General features: G+C 36.5%; 17 protein-coding genes. 9 read left to right on the top strand and 8 right to left on the bottom strand.

The annotated features are described in order from the left end of the window. The first annotated feature begins 416 nt into the window (after positions 1 to 416). A complete protein-coding gene (locus ACKTTZ_RS23660) occupies positions 417 to 827 on the top strand; it encodes an META domain-containing protein (protein WP_034699714.1) in 411 nt (136 codons plus the stop codon). A 49-nt stretch (positions 828 to 876) separates the two neighbouring features. Here ACKTTZ_RS23660 and ACKTTZ_RS23655 read toward each other — a convergent pair whose 3' ends face one another. The 6 genes from ACKTTZ_RS23655 to ACKTTZ_RS23630 all read right to left on the bottom strand — a co-directional run bounded on the left by ACKTTZ_RS23655 (position 877) and on the right by ACKTTZ_RS23630 (position 6,608). Continuing rightward, entirely contained in the window at positions 877 to 1,116 is a 240-nt protein-coding gene (locus tag ACKTTZ_RS23655) for a hypothetical protein (protein WP_002977986.1), read from the bottom strand. A gap of 51 nt (positions 1,117 to 1,167) precedes the next feature. After that, positions 1,168 to 2,058 carry a 3-hydroxybutyryl-CoA dehydrogenase gene (locus ACKTTZ_RS23650; RefSeq protein ID WP_185103758.1) on the bottom strand — a complete coding sequence of 297 codons (891 nt, stop codon included), beginning with the start codon at positions 2,056 to 2,058 and terminating at the stop codon, positions 1,168 to 1,170. A gap of 10 nt (positions 2,059 to 2,068) precedes the next feature. Continuing rightward, positions 2,069 to 2,479, bottom strand: a complete 411-nt coding sequence (locus tag ACKTTZ_RS23645) for a hypothetical protein (RefSeq protein WP_034699720.1) — start codon at positions 2,477 to 2,479, stop codon at positions 2,069 to 2,071. Positions 2,480 to 2,510: 31 nt separating this feature from the next. Next, the gene (gene bla-A / locus ACKTTZ_RS23640) at positions 2,511 to 3,389 is read right to left on the bottom strand and encodes a CGA/CIA family class A beta-lactamase (protein WP_407846765.1); all 879 of its coding nucleotides are present in this window, start codon (positions 3,387 to 3,389) and stop codon (positions 2,511 to 2,513) included. 66 nt (positions 3,390 to 3,455) lie between these two features. Then, positions 3,456 to 5,186, bottom strand: coding sequence for a cellulase family glycosylhydrolase (locus ACKTTZ_RS23635; RefSeq protein WP_407846764.1), 1,731 nt, complete (start codon positions 5,184 to 5,186; stop codon positions 3,456 to 3,458). Positions 5,187 to 5,645: 459 nt separating this feature from the next. Further along, entirely contained in the window at positions 5,646 to 6,608 is a 963-nt protein-coding gene (locus ACKTTZ_RS23630) for a Gfo/Idh/MocA family protein (protein WP_034699728.1), read from the bottom strand. A 134-nt stretch (positions 6,609 to 6,742) separates the two neighbouring features. On the opposite strand from ACKTTZ_RS23630, the gene ACKTTZ_RS23625 reads away from it, so the two are divergent. From ACKTTZ_RS23625 to ACKTTZ_RS23610, 4 genes are all read left to right on the top strand, one after another. Further along, on the top strand, positions 6,743 to 7,390 hold the full coding sequence (locus ACKTTZ_RS23625; protein WP_407846763.1) for a hypothetical protein: 648 nt from the start codon (positions 6,743 to 6,745) through the stop codon (positions 7,388 to 7,390). Positions 7,391 to 7,491: 101 nt separating this feature from the next. After that, positions 7,492 to 8,142, top strand: coding sequence for a protein-L-isoaspartate(D-aspartate) O-methyltransferase (locus ACKTTZ_RS23620; RefSeq protein WP_253318045.1), 651 nt, complete (start codon positions 7,492 to 7,494; stop codon positions 8,140 to 8,142). Between the two features lie 318 nt (positions 8,143 to 8,460). Next, positions 8,461 to 9,447 carry a D-glycerate dehydrogenase gene (locus ACKTTZ_RS23615; protein WP_253318044.1) on the top strand — a complete coding sequence of 329 codons (987 nt, stop codon included), beginning with the start codon at positions 8,461 to 8,463 and terminating at the stop codon, positions 9,445 to 9,447. Between the two features lie 49 nt (positions 9,448 to 9,496). Beyond that, positions 9,497 to 9,790 (top strand): hypothetical protein, encoded by a 294-nt coding sequence (locus ACKTTZ_RS23610; protein WP_034699741.1) that lies wholly within the window; start codon positions 9,497 to 9,499, stop codon positions 9,788 to 9,790. Between the two features lie 114 nt (positions 9,791 to 9,904). Here the strand turns inward: ACKTTZ_RS23610 and ACKTTZ_RS23605 are convergent, their stop codons facing one another. Further along, entirely contained in the window at positions 9,905 to 10,342 is a 438-nt protein-coding gene (locus ACKTTZ_RS23605; RefSeq protein WP_253318043.1) for an endonuclease domain-containing protein, read from the bottom strand. A 294-nt stretch (positions 10,343 to 10,636) separates the two neighbouring features. On the opposite strand from ACKTTZ_RS23605, the gene ACKTTZ_RS23600 reads away from it, so the two are divergent. From ACKTTZ_RS23600 to ACKTTZ_RS23585, 4 genes are all read left to right on the top strand, one after another. Continuing rightward, complete coding sequence (locus tag ACKTTZ_RS23600) at positions 10,637 to 12,622, top strand: urocanate hydratase (RefSeq protein WP_253318042.1); 1,986 nt, start codon at positions 10,637 to 10,639, stop codon at positions 12,620 to 12,622. Between the two features lie 14 nt (positions 12,623 to 12,636). Continuing rightward, on the top strand, positions 12,637 to 13,179 hold the full coding sequence (locus tag ACKTTZ_RS23595) for a Crp/Fnr family transcriptional regulator (RefSeq protein WP_034699745.1): 543 nt from the start codon (positions 12,637 to 12,639) through the stop codon (positions 13,177 to 13,179). Between the two features lie 224 nt (positions 13,180 to 13,403). Continuing rightward, positions 13,404 to 14,165 (top strand): MBL fold metallo-hydrolase, encoded by a 762-nt coding sequence (locus ACKTTZ_RS23590; protein WP_253318041.1) that lies wholly within the window; start codon positions 13,404 to 13,406, stop codon positions 14,163 to 14,165. A 522-nt stretch (positions 14,166 to 14,687) separates the two neighbouring features. Next, positions 14,688 to 15,416: a hypothetical protein gene (locus tag ACKTTZ_RS23585; protein ID WP_407846762.1), complete on the top strand. Its 729-nt coding sequence runs from the start codon at positions 14,688 to 14,690 to the stop codon at positions 15,414 to 15,416. A 1,039-nt stretch (positions 15,417 to 16,455) separates the two neighbouring features. On the opposite strand, the gene tpx is transcribed toward ACKTTZ_RS23585, so the two are convergent. Beyond that, positions 16,456 to 17,025: a thiol peroxidase gene (gene tpx / locus ACKTTZ_RS23580; RefSeq protein WP_081906490.1), complete on the bottom strand. Its 570-nt coding sequence runs from the start codon at positions 17,023 to 17,025 to the stop codon at positions 16,456 to 16,458. Positions 17,026 to 17,054 lie beyond the last annotated feature (29 nt).

The raw sequence follows: 17,054 nt of genomic DNA, 5'->3' as shown, positions 1-17,054 counted from the left end.
GATAGAAAAACGGGCTAAAGCCCGTTCCTATTGAATCACATTAGTGACATTAGTGAAAATATTAGTGTCATTAGTGTTTAAAATGGAAATCTTGTATAAAAACAATCTATCCACAGTCTTTGTCACTCCGTAGGACTCCCAATATATTTTATACACCAATTGTAGTATAGATTCTTTGCTTTGCTCGGAATGACAAAGACACCGAAAAATTTTATCGGAGATAAAATCTTTGCGTCTTAAACCTACTGTATATTAAGAAATTTGCGCTTTTGTGTTTTCCAACTTATGACCGTATAATAAGATCTTTTGCACGGAAAAATATTCAAAATATCAAGTGTTAAAGAATAATAAAATTCACGCCAACCCGTTTAAATAATATAATTTCCGTAAATTTGGGTTAATTCAAAAAGAAAAAAATGAAAAATCTTTTTTTAAGTATATGTACAGCGGCAGTATTGGCTTCATGTGGATCCATGACAAGCCCGTCTGCATCTAAAGTAGGAAAAGCTCAGCCTGCTCTTGCCAGCACAAAATGGACTTTGGCTGAAACGGTAAAAGGGAAAATTCCAACATTGAATATTGAAGGAGAAAAGATCACTGGAAATGCAGGATGTAATAACTATTTCGGAACAGCTACAATAGATCCGTCTACAGGTAGTTTTACAGCTGGACAGATGGGATCTACGAAAATGATGTGTAGCAACATCGGAGTAGAGCAGAACTTTATGGATATGATGGGAAAAGCTAACAAATATGTGGTTTCCGGAAATACTTTAGAATTGTACAAAGACAATCTTTTACTATTGAAATTCACAAAATCAGAATAAAAAAACAAAAGGAACTCAATTGAGTTCCTTTTTTATGTTTAGAGTATTATTAATCTTCCTCTTCTTCGTCGTACTTAGCCAACTCTTCGTCGCACCATTTGAACGCTGCTTCTACTACTTTAGTAGCCTCGTCTGCCATCGTTTCTTCATCATCACCTTCAAGATCATCTAACCACTCAACTTCTTCTTCCTCAACGTTTAGGATAAATCTTGGATATTCTGTATGAACTACGAATAGATCCTCTGGAAACTCCGAATTATCTGCTAATAAAAACTTTGGTAATTTCATTTTTTTAATGTTTTAACTTTCTCAAAGATAAATAAAATTATTGATTTAAGATTACTTCAAAAACATTTTTGAAACTTTTTCAGCTTTTTTGCTTTCAGAATAATCGTAGAACCCTTCTCCTGATTTTACACCCAGTTTTCCGGCTGTCACCATATTCACAAGCAATGGGTTTGGAGCGTACTTAGGATTTTTGAAACCATCATACATTACGTTCAGAATGGCAAGGCATACATCAAGACCAATAAAGTCTGCCAGCTGAAGTGGACCCATAGGATGAGCCATTCCCAATTTCATTACCGTATCAATTTCTTCTACACCTGCCACACCGTTATAAAGGGTCTCGATAGACTCATTAATCATTGGCATTAGAATTCTGTTCGCTACAAAACCTGGATAGTCATTCACCTCTACAGGAACTTTACCCAAAGTTTTACTCATTTCATAAATTGAATCAAAAGTTTCTTTGGAAGTAGAATATCCTTTGATGATTTCTACCAGTTTCATTATAGGAACCGGGTTCATAAAGTGCATACCGATTACTTTATCAGCTCTTTTGGTAGCTGCAGCGATTTTTGTAATAGAAATAGAAGAAGTATTGGTTGCAAGGATACAGTTGGCTGGAGCCAGTTCATCCATCTGACCGAAGATCTTTAATTTAAGATCAAGGTTTTCTGTAGCTGCCTCTACAATAAGGTCTGCTGCACCTGCTGCATCATTCAATGCTGTAAAAGTAGTGATGTTACCTAAAGTTTCAGCTTTTTGCTCCTCTGTAAGGTTTCCTTTTGCAATGATTCTGTCAAGATTGGTAGTAATGGTTTTTAAACCTCTGTCCAAAGCTTCCTGGGATACATCTACAAGATTTACTTTAAAACCGCTTTGTGCGAAAGTATGTGCAATACCATTCCCCATGGTTCCCGCTCCGATAACTACAATGTTTTTGATCATTTTTCCTTTATTTTTTATAGATAGTTAAATTTTTTGCGTCTGTAAGATCCGATTGTGTGACAACAGCTGTAGAGTCAAAGGAAACATTTCCTGTACTTTGACTTTTCTTATTATTGTTCTGGTTGGAAACAGTAGCCGTTAATCCTCTTATCAATCGTTTTTTCTGATTCTTGGTAAGAAAATCTGTGCCCACGTATAATGTATATTCGCCTTCTCTTCCCATCCCTTTTTGGATCAGAACTTCCAGGCTTTTTATCTGGCTTTTGTTTTTAAATTCTTTCAGAAAACTCATCACAGGTTTATCAGATGCAGGACCACAGCATACACTTCCGTAGCTGATCTCTAAATAATTCTGATTCTTCTGTGCATAAAAGAATGTGAAAGCCAATAGAGCCGTTGTTATTATTATTTTTTTCATGTTAAATCGCTTTAAAAATAAGCTTAAAATTTTACTTATTAAAATGTTCCCAAACCTCTCTGGAAATATCTGAAATCATCCTGCAGTTGACAGCATCCGTTTCCGTTGAATTACTGACAAATACAGCTAATGCATAGTGCTTGCCATTAGGTAAAGTAATGATTCCTATTTCATTTTCTGCACCTGTTAAACCTGCTTTATTCTTCCCTGAAGCTCCCGTTTTTCTTGCCACAGGAGTGTTTTTGGGAAGTTGTTCCACCATTTTATTCAATCCTGTGGAAGTAGACCATAGTACTTTCATCAGATAGTCTGTAGATTTTTTGGAAAGTAATTTCCCATCATAGAATTTTTTAAGGACATCAACTGCTGATTTTGTAGTGCTGTAATTTTCATATTGAACATTCCAGTCTTTATGCATGTCCTCTTCATTATATTTGATCTGAAAACCTTTTACCCCTTTGGAATCCATGAATTTTTGAACAGTCTGAGTTCCTCCCAATAGCTTTAGAAGAATATCACAACCCTTGTTATCACTTTTGGCAACGGTGTATTCAATCACTTCACTTAACGGAATTTCAACATTTCCTCCAGGATATTGATCACGAAGCGGCGACCATGTATTCTCGAGTAAGTTTGATTGATCCAATTTTATTTTCTGATCCAAAGAAAGTTTTCCCTGATCTACATGGTTCAGAATAGCTGCAGCAATGTGAAACTTGAATACACTTTGCATTGGCAGTTTTTTATCTGCATTTTTATTATATGTAAAACCATTTTCAAAACCTAAGACAGAAACGCCCACCGTAGCTTTTTTGTTCTTAAGAATTGAACTTATTTTCTGTTCTAATAAAGAAGTCTGAGCAAAGGTAAATGCTGAAATCAGAAGAAAAAAGAATGCTGTTTTTTTCATAATATTATCATTAAAAAAGCCCTCTTCTGAAGACCGGAAGAGAGCTGCAATTTAAGACAATTATTACTATTTTAATTCAAAATAATTCAGATTGATACCATCATTTTCAAAGACAATTCTGATTTTATTTTCTCCTTTCTGAAGGCTGATGTTTTTTGCTGAAACCGTTTCCCAGTTTTCATTTCCACCCGTAGATGCCAATGATACTGTAGCTAAAACTTTTCCGGAAGCTGTTTCAATTCTTATTTTAGAATCGTTGGCAGCAGAATATCTGATGTCAAATGTATAATTTTTATCTCCTTTGGACTGAACCGTGTACTGAAGCCATTCTCCGGTTTCTGTTTTTCCTACATAATACTGATTGGTAACCTTATCATTACATTTATAGGTATCTACACCGTCATTTCTCATCTGCTGTCCGGAGTTCCATTCTGATCTTTTTGCCGGATCACTTACCCAAAGATTGATGAAGTCCTTATCCAGATAGGCAGCACCCATTCTTCCCAAATCATATTCTGAAGCGAATATTCTTCCCGGAGCCTGATGATTTCTGAATGGTTTTGTAGAAGCATCTGTAATCTGTCTGAACATCGCATCAATCACGTCTCTTTTAATTTCCGTATTGTTCAGTTTATAATGATCGGCAATCTGTAGTAAAGCTTTTTTGGCGTACTCTTTAGATGGTTTTTCACCTCCGTTTTTCCAGTAGTCCAATAGCTTTTCATACTCAGGTGTAATTTTTACATTGGTAATTCCTGCAATATTATCAATCTTTTTCATTGGCCAGAAGGCATAACCTATATTATGCTTGCCCAAAAGCTGAATCAACTCAGTAAACCATACGTTGGAGTTCTCACCCGTTTCCCCAAGCCAGATCGGCATATTATGTTTTTCTCTGAGATCAAGAGCAAATTGAAGGGTTTGATCATCATTGTAATTCCAGTATTTATGAAAGCTGAAAGCCATATTATTATCCCAGATAGCTGGAAGTCCATTATAATTATTTCCCCAGCCGTTTCCTTCAATAAAAATAATATGTTTTTTATCAACTTCTCTAATGGCTGCAGTGATGTCCTTTTGAAGCTTCCAAAGCGGAGCATTAGACATTTCATCTGTGCCATTCGGGTTTTTCCCAGTGAAATTGATGTTGGGTTCGTTAATCAGATCATATCCTCCAATCCATGGATTATCTTTATACCTCTCGGCCAGTTTTTTCCAAAGTGCAATTGTTTTTCTCTGATTTTCTTCATTCGCCCAAAGTGAAGGTTTAGACTTATCATTGTCAGAGATGTTGGCATCATTTCCCTGACCTCCCGGAGCAGCATGCAGATCGAGAATCAGGTATATTTTGTTAGCTGTACACCATTGAAGAAGATCATCAGTCATTTTAAAACCTTCCTCCAGCCACGTATCTTTTCCTTTTGCAGGCTCCTTTTCAATAGGTAGTGTATAAAGATTGTAATGCATCGGAAGTCTTATCGAATTGAATCCTGCTTTGGCTAGAAAGTCAATATCCTGTTTAGTGATTCCGTTTTTCAGGTAAGCCTTGTAGAATTCATTCATTCCGTCTTCACCAATTAATTCTGCAATTTTCTCCTTAATCTTATACTGAGGACCTGCAAAATCGGCAGTTTTCAGCATATATCCTTCCTGAAGCATCCAACCACCAAGACCAAGGCCTTTCAATTGAATATTTTCACCTTTATCATTAACGATTTTCTGTCCTGAAGTCTTCAGTAATTGCGATGTCCCAAATTGAGACAATAAAAGTGCGGATAATAGAATGGCTCTTTTCATAGTAGTTTTAATGATTTAAATAATAGGGAAATATTAGAAATTATAATGAATGATGACAGGATAAGATGATTCTGTATTCAGATCATTCAGTGTGTCGGATATCCATATATGTAATACAAAATTTTTCAATACTTTATTGAATTATTCTTCAAATATATTGTTTTTTTGTTTTGAAATGGATTTTTTATTGATAAATAAGTAATTATTAATGGAAAGTTTTTATTTCATTTTAAGTTGTAAAGGATTCAGGCAGAAATTAACAGAATAAAAAATATCGCTTTATCAAATCGATTTTTAATCGATTCAACCTTTGCTCACTCAATATCATGCATAGTTGAAAATGAAAGCTTTGCGTTTAAATTATATACATCAGAAACTAAAAATGCTATCTCATAACCCATTATTCTGATTATAAGATAGCACTATATCTACTGCTGTTCATGAAAACAGCGTATTTTTTTAACTAATCAGTTTCATAATCTCTAAAGCCACCTTTAATGCTTCTGTTCCGTCTTCAAGAGAAACTTCTACATTTTTGTCGCCCGTAATCGCATCGGCGAAAGAGTTTAATTCATCCAAAATAGCATTGTTAGGCTGGATATTCGGATATTCAAACAGAATCTGGTTCTTTTCTCCCTCTGCATTTTCAATAATCATATCAAATGGAGTAGGGTTTTCAGGAGCATCCTTCATTCTGATCACTTCAGCCTTTTTCTCAAGGAAATCAACGGAAATATAAGCATCTTTCTGGAAGAATCTGCTTTTTCTCATCGCTTTCATAGAAATTCTGGAAGTCGTAAGGTTGGCCACACATCCGTTTTCAAATTCTATTCTTGCGTTGGCAATATCCGGAGTTTTGCTTACTACACAAACGCCGCTTGCGTGGATGTTTTTCACTTTAGATTTCGCAATACTTAATAAAATATCCAGATCGTGAATCATAAGATCCAATACAACAGAAACATCTGTACCACGTGGGTTAAATTCTGCCAGTCTGTGGATTTCAATAAACATCGGAGTGCTGATGTATTCCTTAGTAGCAATAAATGCAGGGTTGTATCGCTCAACGTGTCCTACCTGTGCTTTAATTCCTTTTTCCTGGCACAAACGAAGAATTTCTTCTGCCTGTTCAAGAGTCTGGGTTACCGGTTTTTCAATAAAGAAATGAAGACCTTTTTCAATAGCTTTTAAAGCATAATCATAATGATAAACTGTAGGAGTGACAATGTCAAGCATGTCAATCTGTTCAAGCAATTCATCAAAATTTTCAAAATATTTATATCCGAATTCGGCTTCTAATTTCTTTCCGTTTTCAATATCTTTATCATGGAAACCTACAAATTCATATCTATCTGACTGATTAAGAAGTTTTAAATGTATTTTTCCCAAGTGTCCGGCACCTACCAAACCTGCTTTTAACATAGCTGTATTAAATTTTTGTAAATATAGTGAATGTACATTTATAAAATACATGACTTTTCACTTGGAGATATTCAAGGTGGAACACACGTATTCATTAAAGAAATTACAGTAAATTCACGGTCTGAAAAATAACTATGAAAAGAATAATTTCGATTTTACTCATCCTGGGATTATGTACTGCAGGATGTATTGGAGATAGTCCATATGACCCGCAGGCTCAATGTGGAACTCCAACAAATCTGATATTTGAAAAAGGAAATAACAAGCTTTCCTGGAGCTTTATAAGTCAGGGCGAAGGATATTTTGAAGTACAGTATGGGGAGCCGGGTTTTTCTTTGGGAAAAGGAACTACAGTGGTCACCAACAAGTATTTTTATAACCTTCCTCTCTATAAAGATCATAAATACGACCTTTATGTGAGAAAAAATTGTGGAATAGCTAATGGACGGAGCCATTGGGCGGGACCTATTACTGTTTTGGCTACTAATACAACAACCTGCGTAAAGCCGGAGTATGCAACCTATTCAAAAACAACCTCTTCTGCGAATTCTTCTGTTTTTGATGCTACAGTGTCCTGGGAAAATGATGGTGTCTCTGCATATGAAACGGTTTTGACAACAAGTACTGCTCCTCCTGCAAGTGGAGATTTGGTGTTTGCAGGTCAAAAAGCTATTTATGTAGGATTAAGTAAAACAGTGAATTATAACTTTTTTGTGAGAAAAAAATGTGCTGATAATACCTTCAGCGATTTTTACGGACCTTATCCGATAAAGTGGAATTAAGAAATAAAGACAAAGCAATCATTTTTTGATTGCTTTATTTTTGTGGATAATTCTTTGCTCCAATTTCGGAAATCTAATTTCTAATTTCTTACTTTTGTCAAATGCAGGATTCGTTTGTACATAAAGGAAAAAGAAAGATTTTAGTAGATTACCTTCGAAACAGAATTGGTATTTCAGACGAAAATGTACTTTCGGCAATGAGTGAAGTTCCAAGACACCTTTTTATCGAAAGTATTTTTGAAGATTTTGCCTATGAAGACAGAGCGTTTCCTATTCTGGCCCATCAGACCATTTCACATCCTTCCACGGTAGCGGAACAGTCTGAACTACTGAAGGTAAAGCCAGGTGAAAAAGTGTTGGAAATTGGAACAGGATGTGGATACCAGACTGCAGTGTTAATGGCGATGAAAGCTCATGTATATACGGTAGAAAGGCAGAAAGATCTGTTTGATTTTTCTAAAAAGAAACTCAGAGAACTTCATCTGTTTCCCAAATTTCAAAGCTTTGGAGATGGTTTTGCAGGACTTCCTACTTTTGCTCCTTTCGATAAAATTATCGTAACCTGTGGGGCTTCCACATTACCTACAGAACTTTTAAAACAACTGAACGTCGGAGGAATAATGGTGATTCCATTGGGACCAACAAATGAGCAGGTTTTATACCGATTTACAAAAGTAGGTCCTACAGAATTTGAAAAAGAAGAATTTGGAGCCTATAAATTTGTTCCGATGCTTGGGAATACAAATCAATAGAACGGAATTGGTAGACGAGCTGGTCTCAAACACCAGTTCTTTGTGAGAAGCAATCTTATCAATAGAAACTGACTTTTGTCCGTTTTTTTAAAATAAAATTCATTTGGATTTAATCAAAATTTAAAATCTTTTAACTCCGTTTCGGAATGAAAATTGATGGAATTAAAACCCTCAGTATACAATCACCATCACAGAAAATAAATAGATCTTGAATCAAACATTCAGATGAAAAGAAATAATTTTTTTAATATTAAAGTTCAATAACCTTACTTTTTGCGAGTGAGGTTTTTTTATTTAAAATCATTAAACAACAGTACAATGAAAGTTTTTATCAATAAAAGAATTCCCGAAACAGGAATTGAAATGCTGGAAGAAGCAGGGCTGGAACTTATATTTCCGGAAAAGGAAAACCTTTCTTATGAAGAATGGATTCATTACTGTAAACATACAGATGCCATCCTGAATGTAGGCGGAGATTTCAAATATGATAAGAATTTTTTTGATACCTGCCCGAATGTCAAAGCCATTGCTTTATACTCTGTAGGGTTTGATCATGTTGACATTAAAGAAGCTACTCAAAGAAATATTCCGGTAGGGAATACTCCGGATGTTTTGAGCAGGGCTACTTCGGATGTTGCTTTTTTATTGATGCAGTCTGTTGCCAGAAGAGCGAGCTATAATTTTCAGAAAGTAAAAGATGACAATTGGGGAGCATTTGATCCTTTACATGCTTTGGGACAGGAGCTGTACGGAAAAACACTGGGGATTTTCGGATTAGGTCGTATCGGTTATGAAATGGCTGAAAAATCAAAAAAGGCTTTTGGAATGAATATCATTTACCACAACCGTCGTCAAAATGAAGAAGCAGAAAACGAGTTGGGAGCAACTTATGTTTCTTTCGAAGAACTGATTCAGAGATCAGATGTATTGAGTGTACATGCTAATTTCACTCCGGAGCAGAAAGAGTTATTCAATGAGTCCATATTTGAGCAGATGAAACCGAATGCTATTTTCATTAATACAGCAAGAGGAGGTTTTCACAACCAAAAAGATCTGTATCAGGCACTCGTTGACAAGAAAATCTGGGGAGCAGGTCTGGATGTTACCAATCCTGAACCGATGTCTGCAGATGATCCTATTCTGGGACTTTCAAGTGTCTGTATTCTGCCACATATAGGTTCTGCGACTGTAGAAGCCCGAAATGGAATGGCCCGACTGGCCGCAGGAAATATTATCGCTTTTTCAAAAAATGAGAAAATGCCCAATTGTGCAAATCCTGACGTTTATTCTCATCAATCATCATAACTTGGAATTATTTTTGTTCTGATTACATAAACCTAAAATCTTAAATACTATGGCACCAGAGAAAAATATTAATGAGCAAAACAAGAGGTTAGAACAGATGGATTATAACCCCAACGAAGACATATTTAAGAGAGAAAGACATATTTCGCTTGATGGAGACGGAAATCCTATTCTGGATGAAGATTTTGACGATGATAAAATTGATAAAGGCTTAGATATTCCAGGCGCTGAGGACGATGATGAAATGGAAGAAATAGGAGAGGAAGATGAAGAAAACAACTACTGGAGTCTCAGCGATAATGAAGATGACCATGAAGAAGAAAACGATGATGTTTTAACCTAAACTTTAACGATACAAAAACCAGCCTTATTGAATTTCAGTAAGGTTTTTTTATGTTAAATAACAACTAATATGGGTAAGGGCAATTCCCCTCCCTTGGAGGGGTGGATTCAAAAATCAAAGAATTTTTGAAGACGGGGTGGTTCCATAATGCAGCACAATAAAATCCTCCAATTCCTTCATCACCCAACTCAAATTATTCCTCACATCAAAATCACTGATTCTAAAAACCAGCAACCCCAAAGATTCAAGATATTCCTCTCTTATCCCATCATAAATCTGTTTTTCGTCATGGCTCGAACCATCTATTTCTATAATAAGTCCAAGAGTTTTCACATAGAAATCAACGATATAATTTCCGATAATCCTTTGTCTGTCAAAATCAAGGGTATAGAATTTCTTTGCACGGACTTTCTTCCAGAATATCACTTCACCCAAAATCCGGGCTTTGCGCTTTTCTTTTAATAATACTTTTAAATAGGGATTATAGGGTAGGTTCTCAACGAAATTCCTGCGGATCGGAATTCCGTTGATGATGGCGAGGATTTCTTTCATGACTGTGTTTTTAACCACCCCGTCTTTCAAAGTTATTAACTTTAAAATCCACCCCTCCGAGGGAGGGGAATTGAGGTGCATTCATTCAAATATAGTATTTAATATCAAATGGTGGCCGGTTTACAACTTTTATAACTTTGCTTAAACCTTAAACCTTAAACCTTAAACCTTAAACCTTAAACCTTAAACCTTAAACCTTAAACTTTAAACCATTCTTCCCTTGCCTATATTTCCTATTTTGAATATCTTTAAAACTTCAAACATTGTTTAAAACATAGACCTTTAAATAGCAATATGACATTCCAAGAACAGATACAGCAGGGGATTCCTAATCAACTGCCGCAACCAAAACCATACGAGATCAATATCAACCATGCTCCGAAGCGTAAAGAAATTTTAGGAGAAGAAGAGAAAAAACTGGCATTAAAGAATGCTTTACGTTATTTTGACCCTCAGTTCCATGCAGAACTGATTCCTGAATTTAAGCAGGAACTGGAAGATTACGGAAGAATTTACATGTATCGTTTCCGTCCGGATTATGAAATGAAGGCGAGACCTATCACAGACTATCCCGGAAAATCTGAGCAGGCGAAAGCGATCATGCTGATGATTCAGAATAACCTGGATTATGCGGTGGCGCAGCACCCTCATGAATTGATTACTTATGGTGGAAACGGAGCCGTATTCTCCAACTGGGCACAGTATCTGTTGACGATGAAGTATCTGTCAGAAATGAATAATGATCAGACATTGGTGATGTATTCAGGGCATCCGATGGGATTGTTCCCGTCTCATAAAGATGCACCAAGAGTGGTTGTAACAAATGGGATGATGATTCCAAATTATTCAAAACCGGATGATTGGGAGAAATTCAATGCATTAGGTGTTACTCAGTATGGGCAAATGACGGCAGGAAGTTATATGTATATTGGCCCTCAGGGGATTGTTCATGGAACAACGATTACTGTGTTAAATGCTTTCAGAAAAATCAAAAAAGAACCGAAAGGAGGACTTTTCGTTACTTCAGGATTAGGAGGAATGAGTGGAGCTCAGCCAAAAGCAGGTAACATTGCTGGTTGCGTTACCGTATGTGCAGAAGTGAATCCGAAGATCACAAAAATCCGTCACGATCAGAAATGGGTGAATGAAATTCATGAAGATCTTGATGCATTGGTAAAAAGAGTAAGAGAAGCACAGGCTAACAAAGAAACCGTGTCTTTGGCTTATCTTGGAAATATTGTGGAAGTTTGGGAGAAATTTGATCAGGAAGGTGTAAGAATTGATATCGGATCAGATCAGACTTCCCTTCACAATCCTTGGGCGGGTGGTTACTATCCTGCAGGACAAAGCTTTGAAGAGTCTAATACCATGATGGCTGAAAACCCTGAGTTATTCAAAGAAAAAGTTCAGGAAACGTTGAGAAGACACGCAGCAGCCATCAATAAGCATACCGCAAAAGGAACGTATTTCTTCGATTATGGAAATGCCTTTTTATTGGAAGCTTCCAGAGCGGGAGCTGATGTAATGGCAGAAAATCCAACATTGGGAAGAGAATTCAAATATCCGAGCTATGTACAGGATATTATGGGACCTATGTGTTTTGATTATGGTTTCGGACCGTTCCGTTGGGTGTGTTCCAGTGGAAATCCGGAAGATCTGCAGAAAACGGATGATATTGCATGTGCAGTATTGGAGGAAATGGTTAAAAACTCTCCGGAAGAAATCCAGCAGCAAATGAAAGACAATATCCAATGGATCAAAGGAGCACAGGAAAATAAACTGGTAGTTGGTTCTCAGGCGAGAATCCTTTATGCAGATGCAGAAGGAAGAATGAAAATTGCTGAAGCCTTCAACAAAGCCATTAAAAATGGGGAAATAGGACCCGTTGTATTGGGTAGAGACCATCACGATGTTTCAGGAACAGATTCTCCTTACAGAGAGACTTCCAATATTTATGACGGATCAAGATTTACAGCCGATATGGCTATTCACAATGTGATTGGAGACAGTTTCCGTGGAGCTACATGGGTTTCTATTCACAATGGTGGTGGAGTAGGCTGGGGAGAAGTAATCAACGGAGGTTTCGGAATGCTTCTTGACGGAAGCGATGATGCCGACAGAAGGCTGAAATCTATGCTTTTCTGGGATGTAAACAACGGAATCTCAAGAAGAAGCTGGGCAAGAAATGAAGGCGCTATTTTCGCCATTAAAAGAGCGATGGAAGTAGAACCAAACTTAAAAGTAACACTTCCGAACCTTGTAGACGAAAACTTATTGTAATATAAAATTCAGCATTGGCAACGATCAACAAAAAACTGTTTTCACATCTGAACGTAGAGGATAGTGATCCTGTATGGGAGAAGTTTGCTGAGGTTGAATTTTCAAAGAAAAACATATTTACTGACAACAAAGCCTATCTTGTAGAAGATGGGCTTGTCCGTAAATACTACATCAACAACACCTCAGATATTGATACCGAAATCTGTGCAGAATTCTACTTTCCCGGCGATATTTTCACTGTTGAAGGAAAAAGCTCAGACACTGTTTACGAGTCTATCAATAAAGGACTGGCATGGGAAATCACTCTGGATGAGGTGAAAAACCTGTTTGCTGTAAATCCACACTGTCGTTTCGTACAGAACTACTATCTGAGCAGAAAGCTCAATGCTGCAATGAAAAGAGAAATGCTCCTGCTGAAAAATACTCCACAGGATCTCTATGAATATCTCCTGAAGAACAAACCTCATTACATTCAGAATATTCCTCTGAAATACCTTGCTTCCTATATTGGCATTACGCCTATTTCCTTGAGCAGGATCAGGAAGAGAATTTTGTAAGCTAGAAGCTGGATGAGGGGAGCTGGAAGTTGCTCTCAGTCTTCAGATTTTCTGTAGGTTTTAATAATTAATTGGGAAAATTATTGCAAATAAAAAAGAGGAATAGTTGTTCTATCACCTCAATAACTTCCATCCCCCAGCTCCCAATCTCAAAACATCCTCATTTATTATCTTTTGTTTATTGTCTCGCCTTCCGTAAGTCTCTTCCTTTGTTAAAAAAGAATATGGAAATACAAAAATTAAACTGGGCAGGCATTCGCATCAATTCTCACAACAAAACCATCTTAATAGACGCTGTAGAAGATTTCTCTTATTACAAACCTGTTTTGGGTGATGCAGTAGAGAATCTGATAGAATTTTCAGATCGTGTACAGGCAGATTATATTCTGTTTACTCATATGCATCTCGATCATTTTGATAAAGGAGTCATCCGAAAATGTTTAAAGAAAGACGGAAAACTGATTGTCTACGCAGGACTAGAAGCTGCGGTGAGAAAACTGATAAATAATGTAGAAATGATCGTCCTGAATCTTAATGAAACCTTTACAGAAAACAATATAACCTTCAAACCGGTATTTGCGATGGATGGAGTGGGAGAAATACAGTCTTCATGGATTGTAGATGATGGAACTACCAAGATATTTCATGGAGGAGATACCATCTGGCACAACCAATTCTGGAAGCTTGGAAAAGAAAATCCAAATATAGATTATGCCTTCTTACCGGTAAATGGAGTAGTGGTCAACTTTGAAATCATTGGATTAGAATACAGTCCCGTTCCAGCTTCCCTCAATCTGAAAGAAGCCTTTGCGGCGGCCCATCTTCTGCATGCCAAAAAGCTGGTGCCGATCCATTACGGATTGTTTGCGCATGAGAAATGCTACATCCCTCAGGTGTTTGATGATCAGGATTTGAAAAACATTTCAGAGGAAGTAGGACAGGAGTTTATGATTTTGAAAGATGGTGCGATACTGGTAGAATCTTAACTGGTATTCATAAGGAAAACTGTCATTCTGAGTGAAATGCAATGGAGTGAAGAATCTCAACATCAATAGGAACGGGCTTTAGCCCGTTTTTCTTTTGAGTATAATGCAATTGGATTTAGGTGAAATTTAAAATTAAGTTTTGGCTAAAGCCTTTTGTATTTTTATTTTTATATCGGGCTAAAGCCCGATGCTATTGATGCTCTCTCTCAATTTATTAAAATGAACTTCAATTGTTATTTCATAATAATGTGAGCGTCACTGGAAGATTCTAGATTCCACGCTCCACTTCTGAACTTTGTTCGCACACCTTCGACCTGTGCTCTGAATGACAAATGTTGTGCATATTTAATTCTTACAATTAGCGTAGAACTCTTCGCTCTTTTTGTCATTCCGCAAGAATCTCAACAATGATTAAATGGTTTTCCGGCAAAACAATTACAACATAATTATTTTAACCAAAAAAAATTAATAGTAATTCCAACCTTTTCTTGTATCACTGCATCTTTATAATAAAAGAACCCTATGAAAATAACCATACCCAAACCCTGTTATGAAAACTGGAACGCTATGACACCAGATGAGAAGGGAAGATTTTGCGCAGTCTGTTCCAAAACGGTGAGAGATTTCAGAAGAGCTCCGGATGATGAGATTATAGAGGTTTTTGCAAAAGCATCGGATGAGATTTGCGGTAGTTTTCTTACTTCACAACTCAACAGAGATTTGCATTACTCTTATATTAATGCTCTTTTTGTGAAATTTGCGGTAGGCTTTATGCTGACAACAGGAGGTATTGTAAGTGTGAATGCACAGCAAAAGACAGCCAGTGATACTTTAAAAACTGAAGACATTAAGGAAATTACCCTTACTGAATTTGGAACTTATAAAGACAGAAAATTACTCGGATCAGTTTCTGTAGTACCTGCTGATGCTATAGCCTGCAAAGAGAAGAAAAGTAAAACATCTGTCCCCAATTTAGCACAATTATTGACTACGCAGGTATCATCCAATGTTGTTCAAAGTATAAGTGCAGTACGCATTGGTGGGGTACCTTCAAGCAAAGCGAGACCTTATAATCCGCTGTATATTGTAGATGGAAAGATCAGTGATTATGAAAAAGTAAAAGCTCTGGATCCTAATCTGATAAAAACGATGAATGTTCTGAAAAGAACTTCTGCTGTAGTAAAGTATGGCGAAAAAGTAAAAGGCGGAGTAATAGTAATTACTACAAAAAAGCAAAGTAAAAAAGAATAAAATTTAAACATAAATTAAGACTTTTTATTTTCCCACAACTTTCACAGATTTCACAGATCTATCCACAAACATCTGCTTGATTTGCCCAATCTGCGAGAGAACATTGAGATTGCTTCACCTTCGGTTCGCAATGACAGTGGTAGTGCGAAATTTTATCGGAGATAAAATCTTTGCGCCTTAAAATAGAAAGTTTTTACTATCATTTTGCGTCTTTGCGTTTCCCAATAACAATAAAAAACTCAGCATGTAGCTGAGTTTTATTTTTTGAACCATTAAGAGTATTGAAGTTGCTAAGGTAAGTTAAGGGAAACATCAAAGATGTTTTTAAGTTAAGCGCATAACTTTAATATTCTTAATTATTTTCCCGCAGATTTCACATATTTCGCAGATCTTTTTCCTATTTATCTGCTTAATCTGCGAGAGAACATTGAGATTGCTTCACCTTCGGTTCGCAATGACAGTGGTAGTGCGAAATTTTATCGGAGATAAAATCTTTGCGCCTTAAAATAGAAAGTTTTTACTATCATTTTGCGCCGTTGCGTTTCCCAACAACAATAAAAAACTCAGCATGTAGCTGAGTTTTATTTTTTGAACCATTAAGAGTATTGAAGTTGTCAAGGTAAGTTAAAGGAAACATCAAAGATGTTTTTAAGTTAAGCGCATAACTTTAATATTCTTAATTATTTTCCCGCAGATTTCACAGATTTCGCAGATCTTTTTCCTATTTATCTGCTTAATCTGCGAGAGAACATTGAGATTGCTTCACCTTCGGTTCGCAATGACAGTGGTAGTGCGAAATTTTATCGGAGATAAAATCTTTGCGCCTTAAAATAGAAAGTTTTTACTATCATTTTGCGTCTTTGCGTTTCCCAACAACAATAAAAAACTCAGCATGTAGCTGAGTTTTATTTTTTGAACCATTAAGAGTATTGAAGTTGCTAAGGTAAGTTAAGGGAAACATCGAAGATGTTTTTAAGCTGCGCATTTCATCTTAATATTCTTAACTATTTAATTTTTCTTAATGGTTTAATGTAATTTATTATTTCACAGCCGCAATAGCTGCTTCATAATTCGGTTCTTGAGCGATATCAGGTACCTGTTCCTCATAGATGATCTTTCCTGAAGGATCTATCACCACAACGGCTCTGCTCAGGAGACCTTTCATGGCAGAATCTACCAATTCTACACCATAGTTCCATCCGAAATCGGAACGGAAATCGGAAAGCATCACTACATTTTTAATTCCTTCCGCTCCACAGAATCTTTTCTGAGCAAAAGGCAGATCTTTGGAAATACAAAGTACTACCGTATTGGGAAGATTTCCTGCTTCTTCATTGAAATGATGTACAGAAGCAGAACAAACACCAGTGTCTACACTCGGGAAGATATTCAGAATAACGTATCTTCCTTTGAAAGAATCCAACGTCTGGTCATTCATATTGACATCTGTAAGGGTAAACTTAGGAGCTGGTTTATTCAGTGCTGGTAATTTGGCATAAGTATGAACTTCTTTCCCGCCCATTAAAACCGTATTTGTAGCTTTAGATTTTTGAGCAAAGCCCACCACAGAGAAGAATAGCAGTGCGCCGCAAACTAATTTTGAAAACATGAAATTTATTTTTAAGCTAAATTATTCTT

This window comes from Chryseobacterium sp. KCF3-3, assembly GCF_045865955.1.
In the GTDB taxonomy this organism is placed as follows: domain Bacteria; phylum Bacteroidota; class Bacteroidia; order Flavobacteriales; family Weeksellaceae; genus Chryseobacterium.
Note: the sequence above shows the minus strand (reverse complement) of the source record. Positions and strands in the feature narration are given on the sequence as shown.

Coding starts and splice junctions, on each gene's coding strand:
- ACKTTZ_RS23660 (WP_034699714.1), top strand. CDS start 417: ATGAAAAATCTTTTTTTAAGTATATGTACAGCGGCAGTATTGGCTTCA.
- ACKTTZ_RS23655 (WP_002977986.1), bottom strand. CDS start 1,116: ATGAAATTACCAAAGTTTTTATTAGCAGATAATTCGGAGTTTCCAGAG.
- ACKTTZ_RS23645 (WP_034699720.1), bottom strand. CDS start 2,479: ATGAAAAAAATAATAATAACAACGGCTCTATTGGCTTTCACATTCTTT.
- bla-A (WP_407846765.1), bottom strand. CDS start 3,389: ATGAAAAAAACAGCATTCTTTTTTCTTCTGATTTCAGCATTTACCTTT.
- ACKTTZ_RS23635 (WP_407846764.1), bottom strand. CDS start 5,186: ATGAAAAGAGCCATTCTATTATCCGCACTTTTATTGTCTCAATTTGGG.
- ACKTTZ_RS23630 (WP_034699728.1), bottom strand. CDS start 6,608: ATGTTAAAAGCAGGTTTGGTAGGTGCCGGACACTTGGGAAAAATACAT.
- ACKTTZ_RS23625 (WP_407846763.1), top strand. CDS start 6,743: ATGAAAAGAATAATTTCGATTTTACTCATCCTGGGATTATGTACTGCA.
- ACKTTZ_RS23620 (WP_253318045.1), top strand. CDS start 7,492: ATGCAGGATTCGTTTGTACATAAAGGAAAAAGAAAGATTTTAGTAGAT.
- ACKTTZ_RS23615 (WP_253318044.1), top strand. CDS start 8,461: ATGAAAGTTTTTATCAATAAAAGAATTCCCGAAACAGGAATTGAAATG.
- ACKTTZ_RS23610 (WP_034699741.1), top strand. CDS start 9,497: ATGGCACCAGAGAAAAATATTAATGAGCAAAACAAGAGGTTAGAACAG.
- ACKTTZ_RS23605 (WP_253318043.1), bottom strand. CDS start 10,342: ATGAAAGAAATCCTCGCCATCATCAACGGAATTCCGATCCGCAGGAAT.
- ACKTTZ_RS23600 (WP_253318042.1), top strand. CDS start 10,637: ATGACATTCCAAGAACAGATACAGCAGGGGATTCCTAATCAACTGCCG.
- ACKTTZ_RS23590 (WP_253318041.1), top strand. CDS start 13,404: ATGGAAATACAAAAATTAAACTGGGCAGGCATTCGCATCAATTCTCAC.
- ACKTTZ_RS23585 (WP_407846762.1), top strand. CDS start 14,688: ATGAAAATAACCATACCCAAACCCTGTTATGAAAACTGGAACGCTATG.
- tpx (WP_081906490.1), bottom strand. CDS start 17,025: ATGTTTTCAAAATTAGTTTGCGGCGCACTGCTATTCTTCTCTGTGGTG.